Genomic DNA, 25,072 nt, shown 5'->3' on the forward strand with positions numbered 1-25,072 from the left:
CGCTGGCCGGCAACCTCATGATCCCGTGGATGCCGGCCAGCGGCCGGCACTACCACGAATCAGCCTTACCCCAGATCGCCCAACCGCGCCTGCAACGCCGCGATCGCGGCCAGTCCGGCCGTTTCCGTGCGCAGGATCCGCGGCCCCAGTTGCAGCCCCTGGAATCCTGCTGCGGCCAGTTGATCGCGGTCGCGTGGCGACCAGCCGCCTTCCGGGCCGATTGCAATCACGATGCCGCCAGCGGGAGCGGCTTCCAGCGTCGACAGGCGATGTGCTCCCTGCGGATCCAGGGTCAGCCGCAGCGAATCGGCTGGCAGCGCCGCCGCAGCCTGCGCCAGCGACAGCGGCGAACCTACCGGCGGAATGCGCGCGCGCCCGGACTGGCCGCAGGCCGAGGTCACCACGTTGTTCCAGTGCGCCACGCGCTTTTCCGCCCGTGCCGCGTCCAGCTTCACCTCGGTGCGCTCGGCGTTGACCGGAATGATCGCGACCACGCCCAGCTCGGTGGCCTTCTGCAGGATCAGGTCCATCTTCTCGCCACGGGCGATGCCCTGCAGCAGGGTGATCGCCAGCGGGGATTCGTTGTCGATGGCCTGCACGGCGTCGATGCGGACCTGCACCTCGCGCTTGCCGGTCACGGTCAGCGTCGCGCTGTAGTCGTGGCCATCGCCGTTGAACAGCACGCAGGTATCGCCTTCGCGCAGGCGCATCACCCGCACCAGGTGGTTGGCGGTGTCTTCCGGCAGGGTCACGGTCTGGCCGCTGTGCAGCGCCAGGTCGATGGGGCAGCGGGTCACGCGCATGCAATCGCCTCGTCGATGGCCGCCAGCGTGGTGTGCGCCAGCAGCTCCAGTTGTTCGTCGTCCACGCAGTAGGGTGGCATCCAGTACAGCACGTCGCCCAGCGGGCGCAGCACCACGCCGCGCTTGAGGGCGGCCTTGTAGGCCTGCAGGCCCAGCCGCAGGCCCGGGTCGAACGGCGTGCGCTTGTTGCCGTCGCGCGACAGCTCGAACGCCACCACCATGCCGGCCTGGCGCACGTCGGCCACGTGCGGGTGGTCGGCAAACGGTGCCGCCAGCGTGCCCATCACCGAGGCGATGCCCCGGTTGCGCGCGATCACATCGTCGTCGCGGAAGATGTCCAGCGTCGCCAGCGCCGCGGCGCAGGCCAGCGGGTTGCCGGTGTAACTGTGCGAATGCAGGAAGGCGCGCTCGCGCGAGTCGTCGAGGAAGGCGTCATACAGCGCCTGCGTCGCCAGTACGGCGGCCAGTGGCAGGAAGCCGCCGGTCAGGCCCTTGGACAGGCACATCAGGTCCGGCATCACCCCGGCCTGCTCGCAGGCGAACAGGGTGCCGGTGCGGCCGAAGCCGGTGGCGATCTCGTCGGCGATCATGAACGCGCCATGGGCATCGCACAGTTCGCGCACGCGCTGCAGGTAGACCGGGTCATGCATGCGCATGCCGCCGGCACACTGCAGGCGCGGTTCCAGGATCACCGCGCAGACCTCGCCCGGGTGCTGGTCGAACAGCGTGGCCAGGCCATCGGCCGCCTGCCGTGCGCGATCGGCCGCGCTCTGGCCCGGTTCGGCCAGGTAGGCATCGGGCGACGGCGCGAACAGGCCCTCGGCCAGCAGCGGCGCATAGACGCGGCGGTACAGCGGAATGTCACCCAGCGCCAGCGCGCCCAGGGTTTCGCCGTGGTAGCCGTTCTCGAGCGCGATGAAGCGCGTGCGCCGGGGCTCTCCGCGGTTCTGGAAGTACTGGAAGGCCATCTTCAGCGCCACTTCCACGCCGGCGGATCCGTTGTCGGCGTAGAACACCTTGGCCAGCGGTTCGCGGCCGGCCTGGCGTGGCGCCAGTGCCAGCAGGCGTTCGGCCAGGGTGATCGCCGGCTCGTGGCCGAAACCGGCGAGCATCACCTGTTCCAGCTGCCCGGCCTGGGCAGCGATGGCACCCCCGATGCGCGGTTCGGCATGACCGAACAGATTGGTCCACCAGCTGCTGACCGCGTCCAGATAGCGGTTGCCGTCGTGGTCGATCAGCCATGCGCCTTCGCCACGGGCAATCGGTACCAGCGGCAGGGTGTCCGGATGCTCACGCATCTGCGTGCACGGGTGCCACAGCACCTGCAGGTCGCGCTGCCGCCAGTGGCGGGCCAGCGGGGAGGGGGTTGGGTCTGCTAGCATTTCGGGCTCATGAACATGTTGCTGCCTGCACATTCTATCGGCCCCGGCGCAGCCGCCGGTCGCCGCGGAGATTCCGCATGAACGATGACCGTGCCGGCCGTCGCTTGCCGATCATCCATCGGATCACCGATGAGGAGAACGGCCCCTTCCAGCGCCAGCACCTGGACCTGGAGTTCTCCAACGGCGAACGCCGCCGCTTCGAGCGCCTGGTCAGCCGTGGGCACGGTGCGGTGGTGGTGGTGCCGATGCTCGACGACGAAACCGTGCTGCTGGTACGTGAATACGCCGCTGGCATGCACCGTTACGAACTGGGGCTGGTGAAGGGCCGGATCGATGCCGGCGAGACGCCCGAGCAGGCGGCCGACCGCGAACTGAAGGAAGAGGCCGGTTATGGTGCGCGCCGGGTCGACGTGCTGCGCGCGATGACCCTGGCCCCGACCTACATGAGCCACCAGTCGTGGCTGGTGGTGGCGCGCGACCTGTACCCGGAAAAACTGGCCGGCGACGAGCCGGAGGAGCTGGAAGTGGTGCCGTGGAAGCTGGCCGAACTGGACCAGCTGATGCTGCGCGAGGACTTCTCAGAGGGACGCTCGCTGGCGGCGCTGTTCATTGCCCGCCAGTGGCTGCAGGGAACGCGATGATCAAGCTGACGACGGACCTGCGCGAGACCGCCATCGCCATCGCCCAGGAAGCCGGACAGGCCATCATGCAGGTGTATGCCGATGGCTTCGACGTGCAGACCAAGGACGACAACAGCCCGGTCACCGCAGCTGACCTGGCCGCCAACCAGGTCATTGAACTGGGCCTGCGCCAGCTGACCCCGGACCTGCCGATCCTGTCCGAGGAATCGGCGCAGGTGGGCTGGGAGCAGCGCCGCCACTGGGGCGCCTACTGGCTGGTGGACCCGCTCGACGGCACCCGCGAGTTCGTCAAGCGCAACGGTGAGTTCAGCGTCAACATTGCCTTGATCTACCAGGGCGCACCGGCATTCGGCGTGGTGCTGGCGCCGGTCACCGGCATTGTCTGGCATGCCATGCGCGGGGAACTGGCCTATCGGCGGCAGGGTCTGCACGACACCGTGCTGCGCACCCGCACGCCGGCCACTGCTCCGCTGCGCGTCGCCGCCAGCCGATCGCACCGTTCGCCGGAAACCGAGGCGCTGCTGGCGCGCATGGGCCGCATCGAGACCATCGCGCAGGGATCGTCGCTGAAATTCTGCCGGATCGCCGAAGGCGGCCTGGATGTCTATCCGCGGCTCGGCCCGACCTCTGAATGGGATACCGCCGCCGGCCAGTGCGTGCTGCATGCGGCGGGTGGCGCGGTGCTGTCGGCCGCGACCGGCAAGCCGTTCCGCTACAACCGCCGCGAAACGCTGTTGAACGGCGATTTCATTGCCCTTGGTGATACCAGCCTGCCGTGGCGCGACTGGTTGTCCGACTGAACCTGGAGGCCGCATGAGCGCGCACGACACCCCTGCCACCGGCAGCGAGGCAAGCCATCAACTGGAACGCCTGCTGGTCATCATGGCGCGCCTGCGCGACCCGCAGGGAGGTTGCCCATGGGACCTGGAGCAGGACTTCTCGACCATTGCCCCGTACACCATCGAGGAAGCCTACGAGGTGGCCGATGCGATCGACCGCGGCGACCTCGACGATCTCTGCGACGAGCTCGGCGACCTGCTGCTGCAGGTGGTGTTCCACGCACGCATGGCCGAGGAGCAGGGGGCATTTGCCTTCGCCGATGTCGCACGTGCGATCAGCGACAAGATGCAGCGCCGTCACCCGCATGTGTTTGCCGATGTCAGCGTCGACGATGCCGACGGAGTGATGCGCAACTGGGACGCGATCAAGCGCGCCGAGCGTGCCGCCAAGGGCGAGCAGGACACCTCCGCACTGGCCGGTATCTCGCGTGGCCTGCCGGAATGGCAGCGCGCCGTGAAGCTCCAGTCGCGCGCGGCCAGGGTCGGTTTCGACTGGCCGGGCCCGCTGCCTGTGCTGGACAAGGCGGCCGAGGAGCTGCAGGAGCTGCGAGAGGAATTCGAGCGCGGCGATATCGCGGGCAACAAGGCGCGCCTGCAGGAAGAACTGGGCGACCTGCTGTTCGTCTGCGCCAACCTGGCCCGGCACGCCGATATCGATCTGGGCGCCGCACTGCGCGGGGCCAACCACAAGTTCGAGCGGCGCTTCCGCGCGATGGAAGCGCAGGCCGAGGCGCAGGGGGAGGCGTTGGCGGCACTGGACCTGGATGCGCAGGAAGCGCTGTGGCAGCACGCCAAGGCAGCAGAAAAAGCGTGAAGACGCTTGGCCTGTTCCTGCTGACCGCGCTGGCCGAGATCGTCGGCTGTTACCTGCCATGGTTGTGGCTGCGCAAGGGAGGCAGCGTCTGGTTGCTGCTGCCGGCCGCGGCCAGCCTGGCCCTGTTCGCCTGGCTGCTGACTCTGCACCCGACTGCCAGTGGACGGGTCTATGCCGCCTACGGTGGCGTGTACATCGGCACCGCGCTGTTCTGGTTGTGGCTGGTCGACGGCATCCGCCCCAGCCGCTGGGACCTGTTCGGTGCAGCCCTGTGCCTGGCCGGCATGGCGGTGATCATGTTCGGTCCGCGCACGCCCCCGGTGTAGCGTCGAGCCAGGCTCGACCGCGCCCACCCTTTTGTAGAGCCGAGCCATGCTCGGCTGCTTCTCCGGGGAGCAGTCGAGCAAGCTTGGCGCTACAAAGGCCAAGGCAGCCGAGCATGGCTCGGCTCTACAACGGCCGCCGGGCCATGCCCCGCAAGCGCGCAGCGCTGCATCCCGGTAAGGCGCATGATGGCAGTGACCACGGCCCCCGGAGCACGCGCATGTCCCGCTTCGCCAGCTTCCGCGAGTTCTATCCGTTCTATCTCAGCGAGCACCGCCACCCGGTCTCGCGGCGCCTGCATTTCATCGGCAGCTGCGGGGTGCTGCTGCTGGCTGCGGCTGCCGTGTTGCGCGGCCAGCCGACGCTCCTGCTGGCCGCGCTGTTCTGCGGTTATGGATTCGCCTGGGTCGGCCACTTCTTCTTCGAGAAGAATCGCCCGGCCACCTTCCGGCATCCGCTGTATTCATTCATGGGTGACTGGGTGATGTTCGTCGACATCCTGCGTGGGCGGGTGCGCCTGTAACAGGCGGTTGCGGGGAGCGCAGCCATTGCCTTGCCCGAAAGGGAAAGGGCGCGGCGGGCCGCGCTTCCGCTTCCACGAACCGCTGCGCTGCGGCACGCCTGCGGGCGACCGATCTGGGATAATGGGAATTCCTGTTTCCTCTGCTGCCGGACCGGTCATGACCCAGAAGACGCTGCTCAACGATACCCACCGCGCCCTTGGCGCCAAGATGGTCGATTTCGGGGGTTGGGACATGCCCATCCACTACGGCTCGCAGCTGGACGAACACCACCTGGTGCGTCGCGAAGCCGGCGTGTTCGACGTCAGTCACATGACCGTGGTCGACCTGCGCGGTGACCAGGTCAAGCCGTTCCTGCGCCGCCTGCTGGCCAATTCGATCGACAAACTGAAGGTGACCGGCAAGGCCCTGTACTCGTGCATGCTGAATCCGCGCGGCGGCGTCATCGACGACCTGATCGTCTACTACCTGGGCGACGATTTCTTCCGCATGGTGGTCAATGCCTCCACCCGCGAAAAGGACCTGGCCTGGCTGCGTGAGCAGGCGGCACCGTTCGGTGTTTCCGTCGAGCAGCGCCCGGACCTGGCCATCCTCGCCGTGCAGGGCCCGCAGGCGCGCGACATCGTGATCGGCCTGGCCCGCGAAGCCGACCCTGCAGCACTGACCAAGCTGGGCCGCTTCGCCGCCCTGCAGGCGCAGTCCGACGACGGCGTCGAGTTGTTTGTCGCCCGCACCGGCTACACCGGTGAAGACGGTTTCGAGATCCTGCTGCCGCAGGATGCCGTGGTCGCCTTCTGGAACCGCCTGCTGGCGGCAGGCGTGAAGCCGGCCGGCCTCGGTGCGCGCGACACCCTGCGCCTGGAGGCCGGCATGAACCTGTACGGCCAGGACATGGACGAAGAGATCAGCCCGTATGAAGCGGCACTGGCCTGGACCGTGTCGCTGGACGAAGGCCGCGACTTCATCGGCCGCGACGTGCTGGAGGCGCAGAAGGCCGCCGGCACCGCGCGCCAGATGATCGGCCTGGTGATGGACGAGAAGGGCGTGCTGCGCCACGGCCAGGCGGTGACCACCGCTGGCGGCCAGGGCGAGATCCTGTCCGGCACCTTCTCGCCGACCCTGGCCAAGGGCATCGCCTTCGCCCGCGTGCCGGCCGGTGAACTCGGCGAGGTCACCGTCGACATCCGCGGCCGGCAGGTGCCGGTGCGCGTGGTCAAGTTCCCGTTCGTGCGCGAAGGCCAGGCCCAGCCCGGCGTGCTCGCCGACGCCTGATCCGAACGTGCCGGTCGTCACTGACAGCAGTGGCGGCCGGTTGGTTACACTAGCCCCGTTTTTTCCACCCCTGCATATCTCTGGAGCAGTCCCATGAGCGAGATCCCCGGCGACCTCAAGTTCCTCAAGTCCCATGAGTGGGCCCGTGTCGAAGGCAATGGCCGCGTCACCGTCGGTATTTCCGACCACGCCCAGGGCCTGCTGGGTGACCTGGTCTACGTCGAACTGCCGGAAGTCGGCGCCGACGCCAAGGCCGGCGAACAGATCGCCGTCGTCGAGTCGGTGAAGGCCGCCTCGGACGTCTACAGCCCGATCAGCGGCAAGGTCGTCGAGGTCAACTCGGCCCTGTCCGACAAGCCGGAAACCATCAACGAAGATGCCTACGGCGAAGGCTGGATGTTCGTGATCGAACTGACCAACGCCGAAGAGGTCAACGAGCTGCTGGACCCGGACGCGTACGCCGAAGCCCTGGAGAACGACGACCACTGAGTCGTCGTTTCCGGATTCTGGAACGGCCACCTTCGGGTGGCCGTTTTTGTTTTGGCGACCGCGTCGGACTCATGACGCGGGGTTCGCTGTGCACCCTCGGCGTGGCATCAGCCGACAGGCGAACGGTGCCGATGGGCGTGCGCAGTTTTGCGCAAATCCGCGTTTCAGCCCCGCGCCGAAGCGTTCGAATGTGAAAACTTTTCGGCCCCCGTTGCGGCGCCGTTGTGCTGGCGTTGGCGGCGGTGCCGGTGACCACCGACGATGCGCGTACGCCGTTGTGCCTTGCCTGCGCCCGTCTACGCGGAGTGCTTATTTCAAGTGTTTTTTGATCAACGCCTGCATTGGCATCGATGCAGGCAACGTGCGTGCGCGCCGCTTCCACCGTCGTTGCAGGCCGTGCAGAGTGGTGGCGCCGGCGGCGCCCGGGAAGGCGCGGATGTGAAAATTTTTCGCGGGGGTTGTTGACAGTAAAAAAAACCGTGATTAGGTTTCGCCTCAGCAGACCTTGCCTGCCCAACCGAGTGCGCAGAATCAATCGTCCGATGCGAAGCAGCCCCTTCAAGACCACCGCGACCCTGATGACGGTGGACATGGCCCCGCTTCCCCCGGAGAAATGCAAGGCAACTCCCGTTCCGATGCCCGCTCCGCCGATCGAGGCGGGCATTGCCGCATCCGTAACGGCGCGCCTGACGCGCCGGCGGTCCCCGCACGCAGCATCCGCGGGTTTGATCCAACTGGGCGTTTCAACTCCCTATCACTGACGAGGAGCCATCCCATGGCAACCAAGAAAGCTGCGAAGAAGAAGCCCGCCGCCAAGAAAGCGGTGAAGAAGGTCGCGAAGAAGGCCGCTGCCAAGAAGGCAGTGAAGAAGGTCGCGAAGAAGGCAACCGCCAAGAAGGCAGTGAAGAAGGCTGCGAAGAAGGTCGCCAAGAAGACCACTGCGAAGAAGGCAGTGAAGAAGGCGGCGAAGAAGGTAGCCAAGAAGTCCGCTGCCAAGAAGGTAGCCAAGAAGGCCACCAAGAAGGTAGCCAAGAAGGCCACCAAGAAGACTGCCAAGAAGGCCGCGGCGCGCAAGCCGGCCAAGAAGGTCGCGAAGAAGGCCACTGCCAAGAAGGCCGTCAAGAAGACCGCCAAGAAGGCAGTGAAGAAGACCGCGAAGAAGGCCACCAAGAAGGCTGCCCCGAAGAAGGCAGCGAAGAAGGTTGCCAAGCGCAAGCCGGCCGCCCGCAAGAAGAAGGCCGCTCCGGTCGCTCTGCCGGCAACCCCGGCGCCGCTGATCTAAGTACTTCCCGATAGCCGCATCCTGAAACCCCCTTCCCTGGCTGCCCAGCGGGGAGGGGGTTTTTTTATGGGCCACTCGTAGCGTCGAGCCAGGCTCGACCGCCTTGCTGACGGTCGGCGCTAGCCGTGCGGCGCCGCTGGAAAGCGCTCCATCAGGAAGTCGAGGAAGCTGCGCAGGCGGGTGGAGTGGTAACGGTCGTGCGCATAGACCACGTGCATCGGCCGACCGGCCTGACCGTATTCCGGGAACAGCTGCACCAGACGCCCCGCCTCGACATCGGCGGCCAGCAGCAGCGTCGATTGCAGGACGATGCCAAGGCCATGCAGCGCCGCCGAACGCAGCGCTTCGCCATTGTTGATCTGCAGTCGGCCGTCGGGCACGTGGTCGAGCTCGCCAGCGTCGTCCTGCAGCCACTGCGCAAGCGCACTCGGTTCGAACGACAGGCATTGATGGCCGGCAAGTGCGTGCACGCTGCGTGGCGTGCCATGCCTGGCCAGATACGCCGGCGAGGCGCACATCATCAAGCGATAGGGGGCCAGTGCTCGTGCCACCAGCACGCTGCTGTCGGCCAGCGTGCCGATGCGCAGTGCCGCCTCGAAGCCCTCTTCGGCCAGGTCGACCACACGATCGGTCAGCGTGGCTTCGACCCGGACATCCGGATGACGGGCCATGTACTCGGCCAGCGCCGGTACCAGCGCGTGTGTACCGAAGATCACCGGTGCGCTGATGCGCAGCGTGCCCGCCGGTGAGAGCTGCTGGTGCTGCGCCTGCGCGTCGGTTTCCTCCACCAGGCGCAGGATCTCCTTGCAGCGCGCGTAGTAGTCCTCGCCGAACGGTGTCATGTGCTGGCGCCGGGTGGTACGGCTCAACAGCTGCATGCCCAGCCGGGCTTCCAATGCGCGCAGGTGCTTGCCGGCCATCGTTGCCGAGATATCCATCGCCGCGGCTGCCGCACTGAGGCTGCCCTTGTCCACGATCAGCACGTAGACCTGCATGCTCTCCAGCAGGTTCATCTGACACCCCGGGTGTTGAATGCTGAAACCTGCGTGGAGTTTATCAATCAGGGGTGATCAAACAGCATGTCGTGCACGGACCGGATTCGCCGGCCACGCTGACAGGAGAACACCATGGACTTGAACCTTGCTGGCCGTACCGCGTTGGTGACGGGCGCGGCCAGCGGCATCGGTGCCGCCGTCGCCAGGCAGCTGGCGGCCCAGGGCGTGCGCGTTGCCATCACGTCGCGGCAGCGGGCACCGCTGCAGGCGCTGGCGGCGCGGATCGAAGCCGAAGGCGGCGCCGCACCGGTCATCGTGGCCGGCGATGTCACAGTTGCCGGCGACCTCCGGTACATCGCGGACGCATCCCGTGAGGCATTGCAGCGTGTCGACATCCTGGTCAATGCCGCAGGCGGTTCCCGGCCGACCACGGTCGATGCCGATGACGATATCTGGGAGGAAGCGATCGCCCTGAACTTCTCCGCCGCACGACGGCTGACCCAGGCGCTGTTGCCCGGCATGCAGGCGCAGGCATGGGGACGGGTGATCAACTTCAGCGGTTCGATGGAACCGCGCGCGGTGAACGCGGCCACCGCGGCGAAGGCGGCATTGCACCTGTGGAGCAAGGGCCTGTCGTCGGAGGTGGCGGGGCAGGGCATCACGGTGAACGCGATTGCACCGGGGCGCATCAACAGCGCGCAGATCCTGGACCGCCTGCACCCCACCGAGGAAAGCAGACGCGCGTTCATTGCCCGCAACATCCCGATCGGACGCTTTGGTGAACCGGAGGAAGTGGCGCCGCTGGTGGCGTTCCTGGCCTCGCCGCTGGCGGGTTACATCACCGGTGCGGTGATTCCAGTGGACGGCGGCATGCACTACTTCGCGCACTAGCGCTGCGGAACTGCAGAGCCGAGCATGGGCTCGACGCTGCAACGGCCAACAAAAAGGGCGACCGATGGGCCGCCCTTCGCACACACGGTCGAGCCCGCCTGGTCAGCGCGGCGAAGCCACCGCGCGGTTGCCCGAGGCGCCCTTGCCCTTGCGCTTGTCCTGCTGCGCCGGGCTTGCGCCCTCGGCCATCAGGTTGTCGCTGCCGAAGTCGGTGTCCACGTCCAGCCAGCGCTGCGCCGGCAGGCCGAGCGCCGAGTCGAGCACGGTCGGCAGCAGGCCGCTGGGCAGGCCGCTTTCGCCATTCCAGAGGATGGCGATGCCGAGGTCACGTTCCGGCACCAGTGCGACCAGGCCGCGATAGCCCTGCACGGCACCTGCATGGAACACCACGTCGTGGCCGGCGTAGTCGAAGGTACGCCAACCCAATGCGTAGCCCGCCGAGTGCAGGCGCTCACGGCGCCAGCCCGAACGCATCTCGCCCGGCGTGTTGATCAGGCTTGAATGCAGGGTGGCCAGCAGCGGTGCCGGCAGCACGTCGGGGCGATGGCCGGTGTGGGCCAGCAGCCACTGCGCCATGTCGCTGGCGCTGGCGTTGACGCCAGCCGCCGGAGCGACGCGGTAATAGGTGGGCTTGGGCGTCAGCGAGACCCAGCCGTTGCGGCTGCGCACGTGCGGACGCGCCCAGCGCGAGCTGGCCTGGATGCCGGCCAGACCGAGGCTGGCATCATTCATGCCCAGCGGCTTGAAGATGCGGCGCTCGACCGACTGCTCGTAGAAGCTGCCCGAGGCCGCATAGACAACGTCGCCGATCAGGCTGAAGGCCACATTCTGGTAGGCGTAGCAGTCGCCCGGCAGGCATTTCAGGCTGGTGTTGGCCAGCTTCTGGGTCAGCGCGTAGTACTCGGCGTTGCCTTCGATGTCGCGGTCGTAGGCGTTGTACGGCAGGCCGACGCGATGGCTGAGCACGTCGGCCACGGTCAGGCGGTCGGTGGCTTCGGGCGAATTGAGGCGGAAGCCCGGCACGTAGTCGGTGACCTTGCTGTCCCAGCGCAGCGTGCCGTCGTTGACCAGCAGGCCGGCCATGGTGCCGGCGAAGGCCTTGGACAGCGAGGCCAGGCGGAACACGGTGTGCGCATCGACCGGCAGCGGGTTGTTGACGTCGGTGACGCCATAGCCACGCGCGCTGAGAATGCGGCCGCCCTGCACGATCGCCACCGCCATGCCTGGCACGCGCTCGCCATAGGTCAGCTGCTGCGCCATCGATTCGATGTTGGCGACGTTGAAGCCAGCCGCCGGCGCCTGGACGCGCGGCACCAGACCGGTGCGGTAGGCCGCAGGCTGGGTGTGGGCGACGGTGGCAGCCGTCGCGGATTCGATGTTGGTCGGCATCGGCGGCAACGGCGGCGGTGTCTGCGCGGTGGTGGACAAGGCAACGGGCATCAACATGCCCAGCAAACCGGTGGCCGCCGAACGGATCGGACGACGCAGGCTGTTCTTTTTCATCGGTTGGACCCGTGCGCGACTGCTGATGGCGATTCTAGCGCCGCTTTTCCCCTGTGCACAAACAAAGCGAAGATGAATGCGCATCTTGTTGAAAAAGTTGGAATTTTGACGCCCCGAAAGTGTGTATCGGAACGTGTCGTCCAGGCCGGTCGTCGCGTCCGTCCGCAGGCGCGAGGGCGCGTCACGCTGGCGATGTTGCAGTGCATTGGCTAACGTACGCGCTTCACCGCCCCGGAGCCTGCCATGCTGCTGTCCAACCGCCGTCTGTGGGCGAGGGGCGCTGCATGAGCGCTGCATCGGGCAAGGGGCCGCTGCAGGGCCTGGCGGCGGCGCTGCGCGAGTCGCCGGCGCTGTGGTGGTCGTTCCTGTACTTCTTCTGCCTGCTCAGCGGCTACTACGTGCTGCGCCCGGTGCGTGAGGCCATGGCCGCCTCGGCGGACCTGGAAACGGTGTTCCCGCCCGTGCTGATCACCTGGTTCGCCAGCCATGGCATCGCGTTGAAGGACTTCGTCCTGCAGTTCCTGTTCTCCTGCGTGTTCGTGATCATGCTGGTGCTGCAGCCGGTGTACGGCTGGCTGGTCAGCCGCTTCCCGCGGCGTGTGTTCCTTCCCATGGTGTACGGCTTCTTCATCGTCACCCTGCTGGGGTTCTACGCACTGTTCGACAGTCACGTGCCAGGGCGGGGCATGGCCTTTTTCCTCTGGGTGATGGTCTTCAACCTGTTCGCGGTGGCGGTGTTCTGGAGCTTCATGGCCGACGTGTTCTCCAACGCACAGGCGCGTGCCTACTACGGCTACATCGGTGCGGCCGGCACCGTTGGCGCGTTCCTCGGCCCGTTGATCACCAGCGCGCTGGCGCAGCGCGTGGGCATCGCCAACCTGATGCTGGTCTCGGCAGCATTCCTGGTCGTGTGCCTGTTGTGCATCTGGCGGCTGCGGCATTGGGCGGTGCTGCGCGAACGCGAGCAGCAACTGGTGTCCGGCGAGCAACCGATGGGCGGCAGCGTGCTGGACGGCCTGAAACTGATCGTGCGCGAGCCGCTGCTGCGCTGGTTGGCGGTGATGGTGGTGTTCGGCGTGGGCGTCGGCACGCTGCTGTACAACCAGCAGGCCAGCATCGTGCGCGCGGCGTTTACCGACCCGGCGGCCAGTACCGCGTTCTTCTCGCGCATCGACCTGGCGGTGAACGCGCTGGCGCTGCTGATGCAGGTGGGCCTGACCCGCTGGCTGCTGTCGCGCCACGGCATCGCGCCGGCGCTGCTGATTCCCGGTTTCGCGATCCTGATCGGCTTCTCGGTGCTGGCAGCCTCGCCGATGCCGTTGATGGTCGCGGTGGTGCAGGTGATGACCCGCGCCAGCGAATTCGCACTGGCCAAGCCGGCGCGCGAGACCATCTACACGCGCGTGGACCGGCAGTGGCGCTACAAGGCCGGCGCGGCGATCGACACCGTGGTGTACCGCGGCGCGGACCTGGGGTTCACCTGGATCCACAAGGCACTGACCCTGTTCGGTTCGCACGTGGTGTTCATCGGCGGCGTGCTGGTGGCCGGCTTCATGACCCTGGCTGCATTCGGCGTGCTGCGCGAAGAAAAGAAGCTGCCGCGCGACCGTTGATTTGCCGGGGTCAGAGCCTTTTCCCGCGGATAGGGCGCTGACCCCATTCTCCTTCCCTGTCCAAGGAACCGCACATGTACTGGATCGCACTCGCCCTGACCTTGCTGGTCGCACTGCTGCACATCTATTTCCTGGTCCTGGAGATGTTCCTGTGGACCCGCCCGCTGGGCCTGAAGACCTTCCGCAACACGCCGGAGAAGGCCGGGGCCACGCGCGTGCTGGCGGCCAACCAGGGCCTGTACAACGGCTTCCTGGCGGCAGGCATCGTGGTGGGGCTGGTGATCGATCAGCCGGTGCTGGTGACGTTCTCGCTGGCCTGCGTGGTGGTGGCGGGGTGCTACGGCGCGTACAGCGTGAGCCGCCGTATTTTCATGATCCAGGCGGTGCCGGCGATCCTGGCGTTGGTGTTCGCGCGCTGGCGTAGTTTCCAGCCAACGGCGCAGCCCCTCGTGGGTTGGTCGCGTGGAGCGGGTCATGTGTTGGGTGTGGCGGGTGGGCCGTGCAGGGGACGCTGCAAGTACGTCCATGTAAGCTCGATGGCGCCATCCATGGCGCCAACGCCCCTGAACGGCCCACACGCCACACCCCTGACAGTTTCAGGGCGCGGCCAGCCCACGGAGAAGAAAAAGAAGTTCAAGAGCAACAGCAACAGCAACAGCAAAAAGCGGCCGGTGGGCCGCTTTTGCTTTTGCTTCTGCCCTTCTTTTTTCTCTTGCGTGGGTGGACGCCGCAGAGATGCGTCCGAGGCTGGGGGCGGTGGGTTCGCGGCCAAGCCCCCAGGGATGGGTTCACGGCGTCCCCCGCGAACCCACCGTCCCCAGCCTAACCAGGGCTTTCCGCGATCAACCGTCCACCCACGAGGGGCTGCGCCGTTCGCGGGACCTACTTCGCCGGCGACAACCACATGTCGATCACCGCGCTGAACACCTCCGTGCCCGCACGGTCGCGCACGCTCACCGTCACCGGCAGCGCATAGCCCTCGGCCGCGACGACAATCGGCTGTGCCGGCAACGCCACCGCCTGCAGCGTGCCACGTGCCTTGGCCAGGTACTGCACCTGCATCCCCTTCGGGATCCAGCGCATGCCCTTCGGCAGCGATGCATCGACCATCAACCCGGCGGTCAGTTCGGCCAGGTTGCACATCGCGATCGCGTGCACCGTGCCGATGTGGTTGCGCACCCTGCGGCGGTCGGCCAGCGTGCCTTCGCAGCGGCCGTGTTCCAGGCGGGTGATGCGTGGCGCGATGCTGGCGAAGTAGGGCGCCTTGAAGCACACCGCGCGCGAGAACAGCCAGGTGCCGGCGGGCCAGCGCTGCAGCCGGTGGTAAAGCGAGAGCAGGGGCGTGGACATGGTGGGTATTCCGGTCGGCGGATAAAGCGACGGCGGGCCGAGGCCCGCCGTCGAAGCAACGCGTGTCGCGGGCGATCAGGCTGCCTGCGAATGCGGGTCCTTGTGCTGGCGGTCGTAGTAGCTGGCCGCGCGCAGTTCGTGGGTGTCGAAGTCGTCCACGGTGATGGTGTCCAGGGTCAGCGTGCGCAGCTCTTCCAGCAGGCTGCGCTCATCCTGGGTGATCACGCCCTCGGCCACGGCTTCGTCCAGCTGCGCCTTGAAGTCCAGCGCCTCGATGCCCTTGCTCTTCAGCGCCTTCAGGAACTTGCGCTCCACCGGCTCGGCCATGATCGCCTTGCTCAGGTAGCTGTTGATACGGCCGCCCGGGTTGTTCTCGCACGGGGTCAGGAACACGCCACTGGCCAGACGGTCGCGGGCTTCATTCGGCGCCATCAGCAGGGCGGCGACACGACGGCTCAGGCGATCGCCCGGAGCCTCGGCACGACGGCCCAGCGGGAAGATCAGTGCCCACATCAGCCAGCCGATCGGACGGATCGGGAAGTTGCGCAGTGCGGCCGACAGCGACTCTTCGATCTTGTGCACGCTGTCATGGAAGGCCCAGGCCAGCAGCGGCTGGTCGGCCTGCGGTGCGCCTTCGTCGTGGTAGCGCTTGAGCATGGCACTGGTCATGTAGACGTGGCTCAGCACATCGCCCAGGCGGCCGGACAGCGATTCCTTGAACTTCAGCTTGCCGCCGAGGGTCATCATCGAGATGTCGGCCATCAGCGCCAGGTTGGCCGAGTAGCGGTCCAGCTTGCGGAAGTAGCGGCGGGTATAGGCGTCGCCCGGGGCGGCACCGAAGCGCGCGCCGGTCAGGCCGAACCAGAACGAACGCACGGCATTGGAGATGCCGAAGCGGATGTGGCCGAACAGGCTGCGGTCGAAGTCCTGCAGGCCGGCGCGGGTATCCGGATCCTGCGCGGCCTTCATTTCCTTCAGCACCCACGGGTGGCAGAGGATCGCACCCTGGCCGAAGATCAGCAGGCTGCGGGTCATGATGTTGGCGCCTTCCACGGTGATCGCGATCGGCGCGGCCTGCCAGCTGCGGCCAGCGAAGTTGCGCGGCCCCAGGATGATGCCCTTGCCGCCGATCACGTCCATCATGTCCGAGATCACTTCGCGACTCATGGTGGTGCAGTGGTACTTGGCGATCGCCGACGGCACCGACGGCACGTCGCCACGGTCAACCGCGGCGGCGGTGGCCTGCGACAGCGCACTGATCTTGTACGCCTTGCCGCCGATGCGGGCCAGCGCTTCTTCCACGCCCTCGAAGCGGCCGACCGACAGGCCGAACTGCTTGCGGATGCGCGCATAGGCGCCGGTCACCGCGGCACCGGCCTTGGCACCACCACTGGCGGTGGACGGCAGGGTGATCGAGCGGCCCACGGCCAGGCACTCGTTGAGCATGTTCCAGCCCTTGCCGGCCATGGCCGCGCCACCGATCAGCTGGGTCAGCGGAATGAACACGTCCTTGCCGCGGATGGGGCCGTTCTGGAACGTCGAGTTCAGCGGGAAGTGGCGACGGCCGATTTCAACGCCGGCGGTGTCGCGCGGCAGCAGGCCCAGGGTGATGCCGATGTCGCGGGTATCGCCGATCAGGCCATCCGGGTCGTACATGCGGAACGCCAGGCCGATCAGCGAAGCGACCGGGGCCAGGGTGATGTAGCGCTTGTCGAAGGTGAGCTTGACGCCGAGCACCTGCTCGCCGTTCCACTCGCCCTTGCAGACGATGCCGTAGTCCGGGATCGAGGTGGCGTCGGAGCCGGCGAACGGACCGGTCAGGCCGAAGCAGGGCACTTCGCGGCCATCGGCCAGGCGCGGCAGGTACTGGTCCTTCTGTTCCTGGGTGCCGTAATGCACCAGCAGTTCACCCGGGCCCAGCGAGTTGGGCACGCCGACGGTGGAGCTGACCACCGAAGACACCGACGCCAGCTTCTGGATCACCTTGTGGTGGGCCAGTGCGGAGAAGCCCAGGCCGCCATATTCCTTCGGGATGATCATGCCGAAGAACTTGTTCTTCTTGATGAAGGCCCACAGTTCCGGCGGCAGGTCCGCATGGACGTGGGTGATTTCCCAGTCGTTGACCATCGCGCACAGCTCTTCCACCGGGCCATCGAGGAAGGCCTGTTCCTCGGCGGTCAGCTGCGGCTTGGGATAGTTGAGCAGGATGTTCCAGTCCGGATCACCGGTGAACAGTTCGCCCTCGAAACCGACCGAACCGGTTTCCAGTGCGATGCGCTCGGTCTGCGACAGCGGCGGCAGCACCTTGCGGAACACCTTCATCATCGGGCCGGTCAGCAGCGGCTTGCGGATGAACGGCAGCAGCAGCGGCACGGCGATGACGGCCAACACGGCGGCCGCGACGATCGTGGCGGTCTGGTTGACGTAGGGAATGAACCAGCAGGCAGCCAGCAGGGCCACGCTGATCAGCGTCCAGGTAACCAGCCGCATGCGGTGGTAGGCGACGAACGCGCCTGCCAGCAGCAGGGCGAGGAAGGGAAGAACGATGCTCATGAGCGTGCTCCGGTGACGTGCTCGTTTGTGGCGGACGAAGCCGCAGCGTCCGCTGCGGGCAACACGTCCAGATAGTCCAACACAGTAGCGGTAAAGGCGTCGTTGTCATCGCCGGCGACCATATGGGTGGCCTGCGGCAGCTGCACATGGCGCGCATGCGGCGCCAACGCCAGGAACTCGGCCACGGTCTGCGGCGTGACCAGGTCGCTGCGTCCGCCGCTGACCAGCAGCAGCGGGCACTTCACCTGGCGCGCGGCCTCGGCCAGTGCGTCCTGGTGCTGTTCGCTGTCGCGGGCCAGTTCGGCCACCAGGCGCGGATCCCAGTGCCAGCGCCAGCGGCCGCGGCCGTCCTCGCGCAGCAGCGCACGCAGCGACTGCTCGGATTTGCGCGGACGGTGCGGCATGTACGCCGAGATCACGTCGGCGGCCTGGGCCAGCGAAGCGAAGCCGTCGGGATGGGCGGTCATGAAGGCGAGGATGCGCTCGACGCCGGCGGTATCCCAGCGCGGGGTGATGTCGACCAGCACCATCGCCGAGAACAGGCCGGGCCAGCGCGACTCGGCCAGCAGGCCGAACAGCCCGCCCATCGATGCGGCAACCAGTACCGGCGGGCGCGGCTGCTCGCCGGCCAGCACGATCAGGTCATCGGCGAACTGTTCGCCGTGATAGGGCAGGTTGGCGGCATTCCAGTCCGAATCGCCGTGGCCGCGGGCGTCGTAGGCCAGCGTCTGCAGGCCGGCGGCATTCAGTGCGCGGGCAGTGGCATTCCAGGCGTGGCGGGTCTGGCCGAAGCCATGCGCGAACAGCACCCGGCCGCGCCGGCCATGGTCGCTGGCGGTGGCGGCCAGGCGGGCGCCATGGGCGGCGTCCAGGCGCAGGTCATGGAACGCAGCGGGAGGTGGGGACGTAACCATACTTGCTAGTATGGATCGGTTCGGGGGGAAGTCAATACTGCACGGTATGGTGCGCTGCGGAAGTCGCCTGAATGGACCTCGCCTGGGAGGCTGCGACGGTTTCGACCGCAACCGCGTACTGCAACGAACCCCGGCGTATGGTTAAATCAGCCCATGAATCAACCTGACGCTTCCGCCGGCGAACCGCGCGCCGGCCGCAACAGCCGCCTGAGTGCCGAAGACTGGGCCCAGGCGGCCCTCGATCTGATTGCTGAACAAGGTGTCGGCGCCGTCGCGGTGGAGCCGCTGGCACGGCGGCTCGGCGTCACCAAGGGCAGTTTCTACTGGCATTTCCCTTCGCGCGATGCATTGCTGCAAGCGGCGCTGGAGCGCTGGGAACTGTTCGAACAGGAACAGGTGTTCGGCAGCCTGGAAGACGTGCCGGATCCGCGCGTGCGCCTGCGCCAGCTGTTCCAGATGGTGGCGCATGAAGTGCAGCCGCACATCATCTACAGCGAGCTGCTGAAGGCACTGGATCATCCGATGGTGCGGCCGGTGATCGACCGCGTCTCGCAGCGCCGCCTCGATTATCTGGTCGCCTCGTTCCGCCAGGCGGGCCTCAGCTCGACCGATGCGCGTCATCGGGCACGCCTTGCCTACGCCGCGTATGTCGGCTTCCTGCAGTTGTCGTTGCAGCTGCAGCAGCCCAAGCAGGCGCGCGAGGATTTCGAAGCGTACGTCGAGCATTTGATCGAGACGCTGATTCCGAACGGATGAGCACCCGGGAGTGATGCGAAGCAAGGCCGCGGCGACACCGCGGCCTTTTTTGTTGTGCCTGGCCAGCTGTTTCCATGCGCCACAAAGAACAACGGCCCCTTGCGGGGCCGTTGCTGCATCAGCTGATCAGAGTGCCGATCAGAACTTCTGCTTGTACTGCATGTACATGAAGCGACCGATGTCGTAGCCACCGTAGTAGGAGAACTGCGAGTTCGGTGCCGAGTACATCTGCGGGCCGTAGTGGTCGAACACGTTACGTGCGCCGACGGCGATGGTCGCATTCCACGGTGCGTTCCAGGAAACCTGGACGTCGTGGAACATGGTCGAACCACGCTTGTTCATCGGCTGGTCGCGCACCGGATCCGGCGAACCGAAGTCCGGCAGGCTGCACTCGTCGCTGTAGTAGCAACGCTCCTTGACGCTGGAGAAGTAACGGGTGCCCCAGGTCACGCCCCAGTCGCCACGCTCCCAGCCCAGCACCAGGTTCGAACGCAGGCGGAAGTTGCTGCCGAAGCCGTTGAGGATCGACACCGGCACCTGCTGCGCATTGGTGGTCTTCAGCACGTTCTTGGTGACGTAGCTGTTCTGCAGGTTGGCGTTGAAGGTACCCCAGCTGTCGGTCTCGAAGCGGTACGCCACGTCGAAGTCGAAGCCTTCGGTTTCCTGGTAACCGGCGTTACGCGGTGCGTAGGTCAGGTTGATCACGTTGTGACGGTTCGGATCACGGGTGAACGAGTTGCAGCGCTCGGCGATGCCAAGCACGTAGCAGTCGTTCAGCTGGTCATCCGGGCTGTCGGTGACGATCGTGTTGGTGATCTTGATGTTCCACCAGTCCAGGCTCATGTTCAGGCCCTGGGCGAAGGTCGGGCTCCACACCAGGCCAACGGTCTTGGACTTGGACTTTTCCGGAGTCAGGTTCGGGTTGGAGACGGCGTTGAACGGGTCCGGCGTCTGCTCATCCGGACCGCTGGCCGGCACGTAGCCCTGGCGCAGCTGGCGGAAGGTGCTGGCGGTCGGGCCGATGGCCGCGGCGCAACGGGCAGCGACGCCCGGCTGGCCGGTCGAACCGAAGTCGGTATCGCACGGATCGGTGAAGTACGCGAAGGTCTGCGAGCTGCCACCGTACAGATTGTCGATGGTCGGCGCACGGAAGCCTTCGGCGTAGGTCGCACGCACCAGCAGCTGGTCGATCGGCTTCCACTTCAGGCCGAACTTGTTGTTGGTGGTGTTGCCGAAGGTGCTGTACTTCGAGTAGCGCGTCGCGGCGTTGAAGCTCAGTTCCTTGGCACCCGGCAGGTCGGCCAGGATCGGAACATTCAGCTCCAGATAGACTTCGTTGACGTCGTAACCACCACCGGTCGGGCCGGCGGCCAGGTCGGTCGAGTAGCCGGTCTGCGACAGGGCGTCCGGATTGTACGAACCCTTGTCCTCGCGGTACTCGTAACCCAGCGCGAAGCCCAGGTCGCCGGCGGGCAGGGTGAACAGGCTGCCGGCGATGTTCGCGTAGTAGGTCTTGGTGGTGACTTCACCGGTGTTCTTGGTGGTCGGGAACAGGAACTGCTGCAGATCCGGGTTGCCGGTCAGGCCACCGTCACCGGTACGGCCGTACGGAATGGCCGGGTTCCACGGCAGGCAGCCGCCGGCGCCCGGGCCATAGATCGGGTTGGAGCCATCGACCAGGCCTGCTGCCGTGCCGCACTCGACGCGGCCGGTGGCCGGGTTGTAGAACGACGGGCCGGTGGCGGCATTGACCGCCAGCACGTTGTAGTTGCCGGTCTGGCTCTGCTGGTTCTCCGAGTTCTGGTAGATGTAGCCGGCTTCCCAGTCGAAGTACTTGTCATTGAACTGGAAGCTGCCCTGCAGGGCGCCGGTGAAGCGGAAGGTGGTCAGCTTGTTGGTCGACAGGCGCGGCACTTCCCAGCCACGGCGCATGAAGCCCATGTCCTTGCCGAAGGGGTTGTAGTAGCTGTCGGCATCCCACTTGGCACCCAGGCGCTCATACGACGCCGACTGCAACGGATAGCCTGCGACCTGGGCCTGCGACTCACGACGGGTGTACAGCAGGTCGGAGACGAAGCGGATGTTGTCGGTCAGGTCGTACTGGACGTTGGCGAACACCGAGCGACGCTTGGTCGGCGTCAGCAGGTGCATCTGCGTATTGGAGTTGCTGGTGTCACCGGTGATGCCGGCGAAGTCCTGGTCGTGGTACTGGTTGACGTCGCGGTAGTCGCCACCGCGGTTCAGCACCAGCCAGTCATCGGTATCCGGATCGATGATGGTGCCCCACTGGCTGACCGGGCTCCAGTTCTGGGCCGGGTGGAAGGTGGTGCGCGGATAACGGCTGAACCAGCGATCCTTGGCCCACACTTCCTTTTCTTCGGCGTACTCGGCGCCGATGGTGATCGAACCGCGGTCACCGGTGAAGCCGGCCACGAAGTCGTAGCTGGTCTTCTGGCCGTCGCCTTCGCCGTACTGGCCGACGTAGGCGTTGGCTTCCAGGCCCTGGAAGTTCTTGCGGGTGATGATGTTGATCACACCGGCGATCGCGTCGGAGCCGTAGATCGACGACGCGCCGTCCTTCAGGACGTCGATGCGCTCGACGATGGCCGACGGAATCTGCGACACGTCCTGCAGGCCGCTGACGCTGGCGCCGAGGCGCTTGCCGTCGACCAGCACCAGGGTGCGTTCGGCGCCGAGGTTGCGCAGGTCGATGTAGAAGCCACCGACGGCTTCACCGGAGGACAGCGGCTCGGAACGGCTGATGGCCGGGCTGCCGGCTGCGGCGATGTTCTGCAGGACGTCGGCGACCGTCTTGAAACCGCTCTTCTCGATCGAAGCGCGGCTGATGCTCAGAACGGGCTGGGCGGTTTCGGTATCGACCTGACGGATGCGCGAACCGGTGACCTCGATGCGGTCGAGGTTGGTGGCTTCCTGGGCGTGCGCCGTCGCGGTGGTGGCACCGGCGACAAGCGCGATCACAACTGCGTCACGCAGCTGGCTGGACTTGAGTTTCATTGGCTCTCTCTCTCCAAGAAATCTTGGCTGGGGTTAATGCCCGGCGGGGGAGCGAAAAAGCGCTCCCAAATCGCGAGGCTGACCCGATAGTAACGGGCGTTCGCCAAGAATTAAAGCTGTGTTAATCAAGCCTGTGATTTTGGTAAAGATGCGCTTTTCCCATGCCACTCAATAGTTTACCGGCATGGTCAAGGCGCTCTGCCTCGTTTGTTAACGCAGAATGATGAAAAAAGTTTCGATTGAAATGTATCTCACTATGTCGGTGCGCAGCGTTTCATTGCCCAGCGGCGATACCGGTTACGCAAGTGCGCGGCAGGCTTGCACATGCAAAAGGCGCCTTTCGGCGCCTTTGGGAATATCGTTGCTGAGCCTGTTTACCGGGATCAGAGATCCTGTTCGTAACGCACATACGGCACGGTGCCGTCGTCGTTGCTTTCGTTGCGCGGGGAGAACGGATTCTTGCCGCGGCTGATCACATTCTCGGCGCCGACGGTGAGCTGGCCGGACCACGGGGTACGCCAGGTCAGGCCGATGCCCAGGCCTTCCCACTTGCCGGGCTTGCCCGGGACGTCGACCACGCGGCCGATGATGCTGCCGGTGAAGTTGCCGTAACCGGCGCCGATGCTCAGGCTCTTGCTGTCCCAGCGATCGACGATGGCCGGCGAGGCGTCGGCCAGCGGAACCAGGCGCGCCTTGGCGTAGGTACCGGCAATGGAGACGAAGCCTTCGCGACCGATGTTCTTCTGCGCGAACACGGTCAGATCGTTCTGCTCGGCACGCAGCGAGGGCGTCTTGTTCGGGCCCGACAACCAGGCGGGCAGGGTTTCACGGCCAGTGCCGGCGGTAATGCCCAGGCGGCTGTTGCCGCGGTTCAGCGCGGCGGTACCGCTGAAACGACGGCTGTTCAGATCATCCTCGTCGCCCAGGCTGGCCAGCATGCAATGGCTGGCCAGACCGCTGATGCTGGTGCCGCTGCTGCTGTTGCAGAGCAGGCCCAGCGAATCGCCGGAGGACAGGCCAAAGGCCGCGTCCAGCGAGTTGCGGCCGAAATGCCAGCGGGCGCCGGCCGCCTGTTCGCCGGTCGGCTCAAGGTACAGCAGCGCCTCGACCTTGCCGCTGCCCTTGTTCCAGACCGGCAGCACGGTGCGGGTGTCCTTGCTCTGCGCATGCACGCCCGTGATCGCGCCAAGGGCGATCAGCAGGGCCAGCGGTAGACGCAGGAAGGTACGCATCGGACCAGTTCAGACAGGGACAGACAACGGAAGTTCCCGTGGGGACGGGAACTCGATCCTAGGGTGTTTATGAATTCTTAACAAGCCTTGATCCTCCCCAGGTACAAGACTGCCGTTCACTGAAGTCGTTCAGGCGCCGGTACAGCCCCCTGGGCGCCGTGGAACAGTATGCCGAACTCCGTCAATGGAAAGTGATACTCGCGTCCGCAGAATTCGCAACGCACCTCGACGGCGCCAGTGTCCTCGGCGGCCGCTCGGGCCTCCTCTTCCCCCAGCGACTGCAGCATGCCGGCCACCCGCTCGCGCGAGCAGGAGCAGGCGAAGGAGAGCGGCTTTTCACCCAGCAGCTCCGGCCGCTCCTCGTGGAACAGGCGGTGCAGCAGCTGCTCGGCCGGGGTCGCCAGCAGTTCGGCCTTGCCCAGGGTCTCGAACAGGGCGCTGGCGCGCGCCCAGCCATCTTCGTCGCCTTCGTCGCCCGGCAGTTTCTGCAGCAGCAGGCCGGCGGCACCGTTGCGGTCGGCCGCCAGCAGCAGGCGGGTGGGCAGCTGCTCCGACTGGCGGAAGTAGTCCTCGAAGGCCTCGTCCAGCTCCGGCGCGGTCAGCGCGACCAGGCTCTGGTAGCGCTGCGGCTCGCGCGGGTCCAGGCCGGGGTTCTCGATGGTGATGGCGAGGATGGCGTCATCGCCGAGGCTGGACAGGTCACGCGGCGCGTCGGCGCCTTCGCTGAGCTGGGCGATGCCACGCAGGGTGCCGCCCGCGGTGCATTCGGCGAACAGGGTGCGCAGGGCAGTGCTGCTGCGCAGCTGCACCGACAGGCGGCCGTCGATCTTGGTGTGGCCGGTGAACAGGGCCGAGGCGACACAGGCCTCGCCGAGCAGCTCGGCAGCGGCGTCCGGGTACACGGCGTGGGACAGGATTTCCTGCCAGGTGGCCTGCAGGTGCACATGCACGCCGCGGACGCCGGCGTCGGGGAGCAGGAAACGGATCAGGGAATCGGAGTTGGCGGTCATCGGCTCACATCGCGCGTAAACGGGGGCGGTTGCCGGATAATGCGCCGACAACCAGATAGAAGAAGGATGCACCAGTAATGGGGGCAGCGGGAGAGCAGCACAAGGTAGTGGCGGAGGTGGCCGCACCGCGCCGGCGACGCTGGCGCTGGAAGCGGCTGCTGTGGCTGCCGGTGCTGCTGGCCGCCTTCAGCTGCCTGCAGGTGCTGGTGCTGCGGTTCATCGACCCGCCGGTGTCCACGGTGATGCTGTGGCGTTATGGCGAGGCGCTGGGCGAGGCCGACTGGTCCTATCGGCTGCATTACCAGTGGCGCGACCTCGACCAGATGGCGCCGAGCCTGCCGATCTCGCTGGTGGCGGCCGAGGACCAGCGCTTCCCCGACCACAATGGCTTCGATCTGCAGGCCATCGAAAAGGCCCGCGACCATAACGCCCGGGGAGGGCGCCTGCGTGGCGCCAGCACGATCAGCCAGCAGGTGGCCAAGAACCTGTTCCTGTGGCAGGGCCGCAGCTGGATCCGCAAGGGCCTGGAAGTCTGGTACACGGTGCTGATCGAGGCGCTGTGGCCGAAGGAGCGCATCCTGGAGATGTACGCCAACATCGCCGAGTTCGGTGATGGTATGTACGGTGCGCAGGCGGCAGCCCAGAAATACTGGGGCAAGGACGCGGCCCGGTTGAGCCCGGCCGAGAGTGCGCGACTGGCGGCGGTACTGCCGGCACCGCGACGCTACAACGCGGCCGCACCGGGGCCGTATGTGCAGCGGCGCGCCGCATGGATCCAGCGCCAGGCGCGCCAGCTGGGAGGCGCGTCATACTTGTCGGAGGACTGAGGCAGGCGTGGCGTGAGCGGCGGGCGACGGGTCGTGCGCCTGGCCG

22 protein-coding genes and 1 pseudogene are annotated in these 25,072 nt (G+C 66.5%); 13 read left to right on the plus strand and 10 right to left on the minus strand.

All coding sequences use genetic code 11. The features are described from left to right. Positions 1-65: 65 nt before the first annotated feature. Together VG556_RS18080 and bioA are read right to left on the minus strand one after the other, a co-directional pair. Positions 66-803 carry a 16S rRNA (uracil(1498)-N(3))-methyltransferase gene (locus VG556_RS18080; RefSeq protein ID WP_053451536.1) on the minus strand — a complete coding sequence of 246 codons (738 nt, stop codon included), beginning with the start codon at positions 801-803 and terminating at the stop codon, positions 66-68. Next, positions 794-2,185 carry an adenosylmethionine--8-amino-7-oxononanoate transaminase gene (gene bioA / locus VG556_RS18085; RefSeq protein ID WP_032959099.1) on the minus strand — a complete coding sequence of 464 codons (1,392 nt, stop codon included), beginning with the start codon at positions 2,183-2,185 and terminating at the stop codon, positions 794-796. The genes VG556_RS18080 and bioA overlap by 10 nt, the downstream gene beginning before the upstream one ends. Before the next feature lie 77 nt (positions 2,186-2,262). On the opposite strand from bioA, the gene nudE reads away from it, so the two are divergent. The 8 genes from nudE (at position 2,263) to VG556_RS18125 (ending at position 8,367) form a co-directional block, all read left to right on the plus strand. Further along, positions 2,263-2,826: an ADP compounds hydrolase NudE gene (gene nudE, locus VG556_RS18090; protein ID WP_005418435.1), complete on the plus strand. Its 564-nt coding sequence runs from the start codon at positions 2,263-2,265 to the stop codon at positions 2,824-2,826. Next, positions 2,823-3,626 carry a 3'(2'),5'-bisphosphate nucleotidase CysQ gene (gene cysQ / locus VG556_RS18095; protein WP_100450476.1) on the plus strand — a complete coding sequence of 268 codons (804 nt, stop codon included), beginning with the start codon at positions 2,823-2,825 and terminating at the stop codon, positions 3,624-3,626. Before nudE ends, cysQ begins: the two co-directional genes overlap by 4 nt. Positions 3,627-3,639: 13 nt before the next feature. Next, entirely contained in the window at positions 3,640-4,479 is an 840-nt protein-coding gene (mazG, locus tag VG556_RS18100; RefSeq protein ID WP_014648086.1) for a nucleoside triphosphate pyrophosphohydrolase, read from the plus strand. Continuing rightward, entirely contained in the window at positions 4,476-4,805 is a 330-nt protein-coding gene (locus VG556_RS18105) for a YnfA family protein (protein ID WP_014648085.1), read from the plus strand. The genes mazG and VG556_RS18105 overlap by 4 nt, the downstream gene beginning before the upstream one ends. A 218-nt stretch (positions 4,806-5,023) precedes the next feature. Beyond that, on the plus strand, positions 5,024-5,326 hold the full coding sequence (locus VG556_RS18110) for a DUF962 domain-containing protein (protein WP_014648084.1): 303 nt from the start codon (positions 5,024-5,026) through the stop codon (positions 5,324-5,326). A 157-nt stretch (positions 5,327-5,483) separates the two neighbouring features. After that, positions 5,484-6,596, plus strand: coding sequence for a glycine cleavage system aminomethyltransferase GcvT (gene gcvT / locus VG556_RS18115; protein WP_423180035.1), 1,113 nt, complete (start codon positions 5,484-5,486; stop codon positions 6,594-6,596). Positions 6,597-6,689: 93 nt separating this feature from the next. Then, entirely contained in the window at positions 6,690-7,085 is a 396-nt protein-coding gene (gcvH, locus tag VG556_RS18120) for a glycine cleavage system protein GcvH (RefSeq protein ID WP_014648082.1), read from the plus strand. A 775-nt stretch (positions 7,086-7,860) separates the two neighbouring features. Then, positions 7,861-8,367, plus strand: coding sequence for a hypothetical protein (locus tag VG556_RS18125; RefSeq protein WP_049405613.1), 507 nt, complete (start codon positions 7,861-7,863; stop codon positions 8,365-8,367). Positions 8,368-8,486: 119 nt separating this feature from the next. Here VG556_RS18125 and VG556_RS18130 read toward each other — a convergent pair whose 3' ends face one another. Then, entirely contained in the window at positions 8,487-9,380 is an 894-nt protein-coding gene (locus tag VG556_RS18130) for a LysR family transcriptional regulator (RefSeq protein WP_032960844.1), read from the minus strand. Between the two features lie 114 nt (positions 9,381-9,494). On the opposite strand from VG556_RS18130, the gene VG556_RS18135 reads away from it, so the two are divergent. Further along, entirely contained in the window at positions 9,495-10,253 is a 759-nt protein-coding gene (locus VG556_RS18135; protein WP_069116271.1) for an SDR family NAD(P)-dependent oxidoreductase, read from the plus strand. Between the two features lie 102 nt (positions 10,254-10,355). Here the strand turns inward: VG556_RS18135 and VG556_RS18140 are convergent, their stop codons facing one another. Then, the gene (locus tag VG556_RS18140; protein ID WP_100450475.1) at positions 10,356-11,756 is read right to left on the minus strand and encodes a serine hydrolase domain-containing protein; all 1,401 of its coding nucleotides are present in this window, start codon (positions 11,754-11,756) and stop codon (positions 10,356-10,358) included. A gap of 284 nt (positions 11,757-12,040) precedes the next feature. Here VG556_RS18140 and VG556_RS18145 point away from each other — a divergent pair, with 284 nt between their 5' ends. Together VG556_RS18145 and VG556_RS18150 are read left to right on the plus strand one after the other, a co-directional pair. Continuing rightward, positions 12,041-13,369 carry an NTP/NDP exchange transporter gene (locus tag VG556_RS18145; protein WP_032960854.1) on the plus strand — a complete coding sequence of 443 codons (1,329 nt, stop codon included), beginning with the start codon at positions 12,041-12,043 and terminating at the stop codon, positions 13,367-13,369. A gap of 74 nt (positions 13,370-13,443) precedes the next feature. Further along, positions 13,444-13,779 (plus strand): annotated as a pseudogene (locus VG556_RS18150) (DUF1304 domain-containing protein); the annotation flags it as partial. A gap of 472 nt (positions 13,780-14,251) precedes the next feature. Here VG556_RS18150 and VG556_RS18155 read toward each other — a convergent pair. From VG556_RS18155 to VG556_RS18165, 3 genes are all read right to left on the minus strand, one after another. Then, positions 14,252-14,719, minus strand: a complete 468-nt coding sequence (locus VG556_RS18155) for a hotdog fold domain-containing protein (protein WP_014648075.1) — start codon at positions 14,717-14,719, stop codon at positions 14,252-14,254. A 75-nt stretch (positions 14,720-14,794) separates the two neighbouring features. Further along, positions 14,795-17,272, minus strand: a complete 2,478-nt coding sequence (locus VG556_RS18160) for an acyl-CoA dehydrogenase (RefSeq protein ID WP_049408155.1) — start codon at positions 17,270-17,272, stop codon at positions 14,795-14,797. Then, on the minus strand, positions 17,269-18,186 hold the full coding sequence (locus tag VG556_RS18165) for an alpha/beta fold hydrolase (RefSeq protein ID WP_014648073.1): 918 nt from the start codon (positions 18,184-18,186) through the stop codon (positions 17,269-17,271). The genes VG556_RS18160 and VG556_RS18165 overlap by 4 nt, the downstream gene beginning before the upstream one ends. Before the next feature lie 153 nt (positions 18,187-18,339). Here VG556_RS18165 and VG556_RS18170 point away from each other — a divergent pair, with 153 nt between their 5' ends. Continuing rightward, the gene (locus VG556_RS18170) at positions 18,340-18,942 is read left to right on the plus strand and encodes a TetR/AcrR family transcriptional regulator (RefSeq protein WP_005418411.1); all 603 of its coding nucleotides are present in this window, start codon (positions 18,340-18,342) and stop codon (positions 18,940-18,942) included. Between the two features lie 138 nt (positions 18,943-19,080). Here VG556_RS18170 and VG556_RS18175 read toward each other — a convergent pair whose 3' ends face one another. The 3 genes from VG556_RS18175 to VG556_RS18185 all read right to left on the minus strand — a co-directional run bounded on the left by VG556_RS18175 (position 19,081) and on the right by VG556_RS18185 (position 24,199). Further along, positions 19,081-21,957, minus strand: a complete 2,877-nt coding sequence (locus VG556_RS18175) for a TonB-dependent receptor plug domain-containing protein (protein ID WP_014648072.1) — start codon at positions 21,955-21,957, stop codon at positions 19,081-19,083. A gap of 383 nt (positions 21,958-22,340) precedes the next feature. Next, positions 22,341-23,189, minus strand: coding sequence for a hypothetical protein (locus VG556_RS18180; protein ID WP_014648071.1), 849 nt, complete (start codon positions 23,187-23,189; stop codon positions 22,341-22,343). A 116-nt stretch (positions 23,190-23,305) separates the two neighbouring features. Next, positions 23,306-24,199, minus strand: coding sequence for an Hsp33 family molecular chaperone HslO (locus tag VG556_RS18185; protein ID WP_014648070.1), 894 nt, complete (start codon positions 24,197-24,199; stop codon positions 23,306-23,308). Between the two features lie 77 nt (positions 24,200-24,276). On the opposite strand from VG556_RS18185, the gene mtgA reads away from it, so the two are divergent. Next, positions 24,277-25,026, plus strand: coding sequence for a monofunctional biosynthetic peptidoglycan transglycosylase (mtgA, locus tag VG556_RS18190; RefSeq protein ID WP_100450474.1), 750 nt, complete (start codon positions 24,277-24,279; stop codon positions 25,024-25,026). Positions 25,027-25,072: the final 46 nt, after the last annotated feature.

This window comes from Stenotrophomonas sp. CASM106, from assembly GCF_049384825.1.
In the GTDB taxonomy this organism is placed as follows: Bacteria; Pseudomonadota; Gammaproteobacteria; order Xanthomonadales; family Xanthomonadaceae; genus Stenotrophomonas; species Stenotrophomonas muris.

What these genes read in the sequence shown, in the direction of transcription:
- VG556_RS18080 (WP_053451536.1), bottom strand. Translation starts at nt 803, where the DNA reads ATGCGCGTGACCCGCTGCCCCATCGACCTGGCGCTGCACAGCGGCCAG.
- bioA (WP_032959099.1), bottom strand. Translation starts at nt 2,185, where the DNA reads ATGCTAGCAGACCCAACCCCCTCCCCGCTGGCCCGCCACTGGCGGCAG.
- nudE (WP_005418435.1), top strand. Translation starts at nt 2,263, where the DNA reads ATGAACGATGACCGTGCCGGCCGTCGCTTGCCGATCATCCATCGGATC.
- cysQ (WP_100450476.1), top strand. Translation starts at nt 2,823, where the DNA reads ATGATCAAGCTGACGACGGACCTGCGCGAGACCGCCATCGCCATCGCC.
- mazG (WP_014648086.1), top strand. Translation starts at nt 3,640, where the DNA reads ATGAGCGCGCACGACACCCCTGCCACCGGCAGCGAGGCAAGCCATCAA.
- VG556_RS18110 (WP_014648084.1), top strand. Translation starts at nt 5,024, where the DNA reads ATGTCCCGCTTCGCCAGCTTCCGCGAGTTCTATCCGTTCTATCTCAGC.
- gcvT (WP_423180035.1), top strand. Translation starts at nt 5,484, where the DNA reads ATGACCCAGAAGACGCTGCTCAACGATACCCACCGCGCCCTTGGCGCC.
- gcvH (WP_014648082.1), top strand. Translation starts at nt 6,690, where the DNA reads ATGAGCGAGATCCCCGGCGACCTCAAGTTCCTCAAGTCCCATGAGTGG.
- VG556_RS18125 (WP_049405613.1), top strand. Translation starts at nt 7,861, where the DNA reads ATGGCAACCAAGAAAGCTGCGAAGAAGAAGCCCGCCGCCAAGAAAGCG.
- VG556_RS18130 (WP_032960844.1), bottom strand. Translation starts at nt 9,380, where the DNA reads ATGAACCTGCTGGAGAGCATGCAGGTCTACGTGCTGATCGTGGACAAG.
- VG556_RS18135 (WP_069116271.1), top strand. Translation starts at nt 9,495, where the DNA reads ATGGACTTGAACCTTGCTGGCCGTACCGCGTTGGTGACGGGCGCGGCC.
- VG556_RS18140 (WP_100450475.1), bottom strand. Translation starts at nt 11,756, where the DNA reads ATGAAAAAGAACAGCCTGCGTCGTCCGATCCGTTCGGCGGCCACCGGT.
- VG556_RS18145 (WP_032960854.1), top strand. Translation starts at nt 12,041, where the DNA reads ATGAGCGCTGCATCGGGCAAGGGGCCGCTGCAGGGCCTGGCGGCGGCG.
- VG556_RS18155 (WP_014648075.1), bottom strand. Translation starts at nt 14,719, where the DNA reads ATGTCCACGCCCCTGCTCTCGCTTTACCACCGGCTGCAGCGCTGGCCC.
- VG556_RS18160 (WP_049408155.1), bottom strand. Translation starts at nt 17,272, where the DNA reads ATGAGCATCGTTCTTCCCTTCCTCGCCCTGCTGCTGGCAGGCGCGTTC.
- VG556_RS18165 (WP_014648073.1), bottom strand. Translation starts at nt 18,186, where the DNA reads ATGGTTACGTCCCCACCTCCCGCTGCGTTCCATGACCTGCGCCTGGAC.
- VG556_RS18170 (WP_005418411.1), top strand. Translation starts at nt 18,340, where the DNA reads ATGAATCAACCTGACGCTTCCGCCGGCGAACCGCGCGCCGGCCGCAAC.
- VG556_RS18175 (WP_014648072.1), bottom strand. Translation starts at nt 21,957, where the DNA reads ATGAAACTCAAGTCCAGCCAGCTGCGTGACGCAGTTGTGATCGCGCTT.
- VG556_RS18180 (WP_014648071.1), bottom strand. Translation starts at nt 23,189, where the DNA reads ATGCGTACCTTCCTGCGTCTACCGCTGGCCCTGCTGATCGCCCTTGGC.
- VG556_RS18185 (WP_014648070.1), bottom strand. Translation starts at nt 24,199, where the DNA reads ATGACCGCCAACTCCGATTCCCTGATCCGTTTCCTGCTCCCCGACGCC.
- mtgA (WP_100450474.1), top strand. Translation starts at nt 24,277, where the DNA reads ATGGGGGCAGCGGGAGAGCAGCACAAGGTAGTGGCGGAGGTGGCCGCA.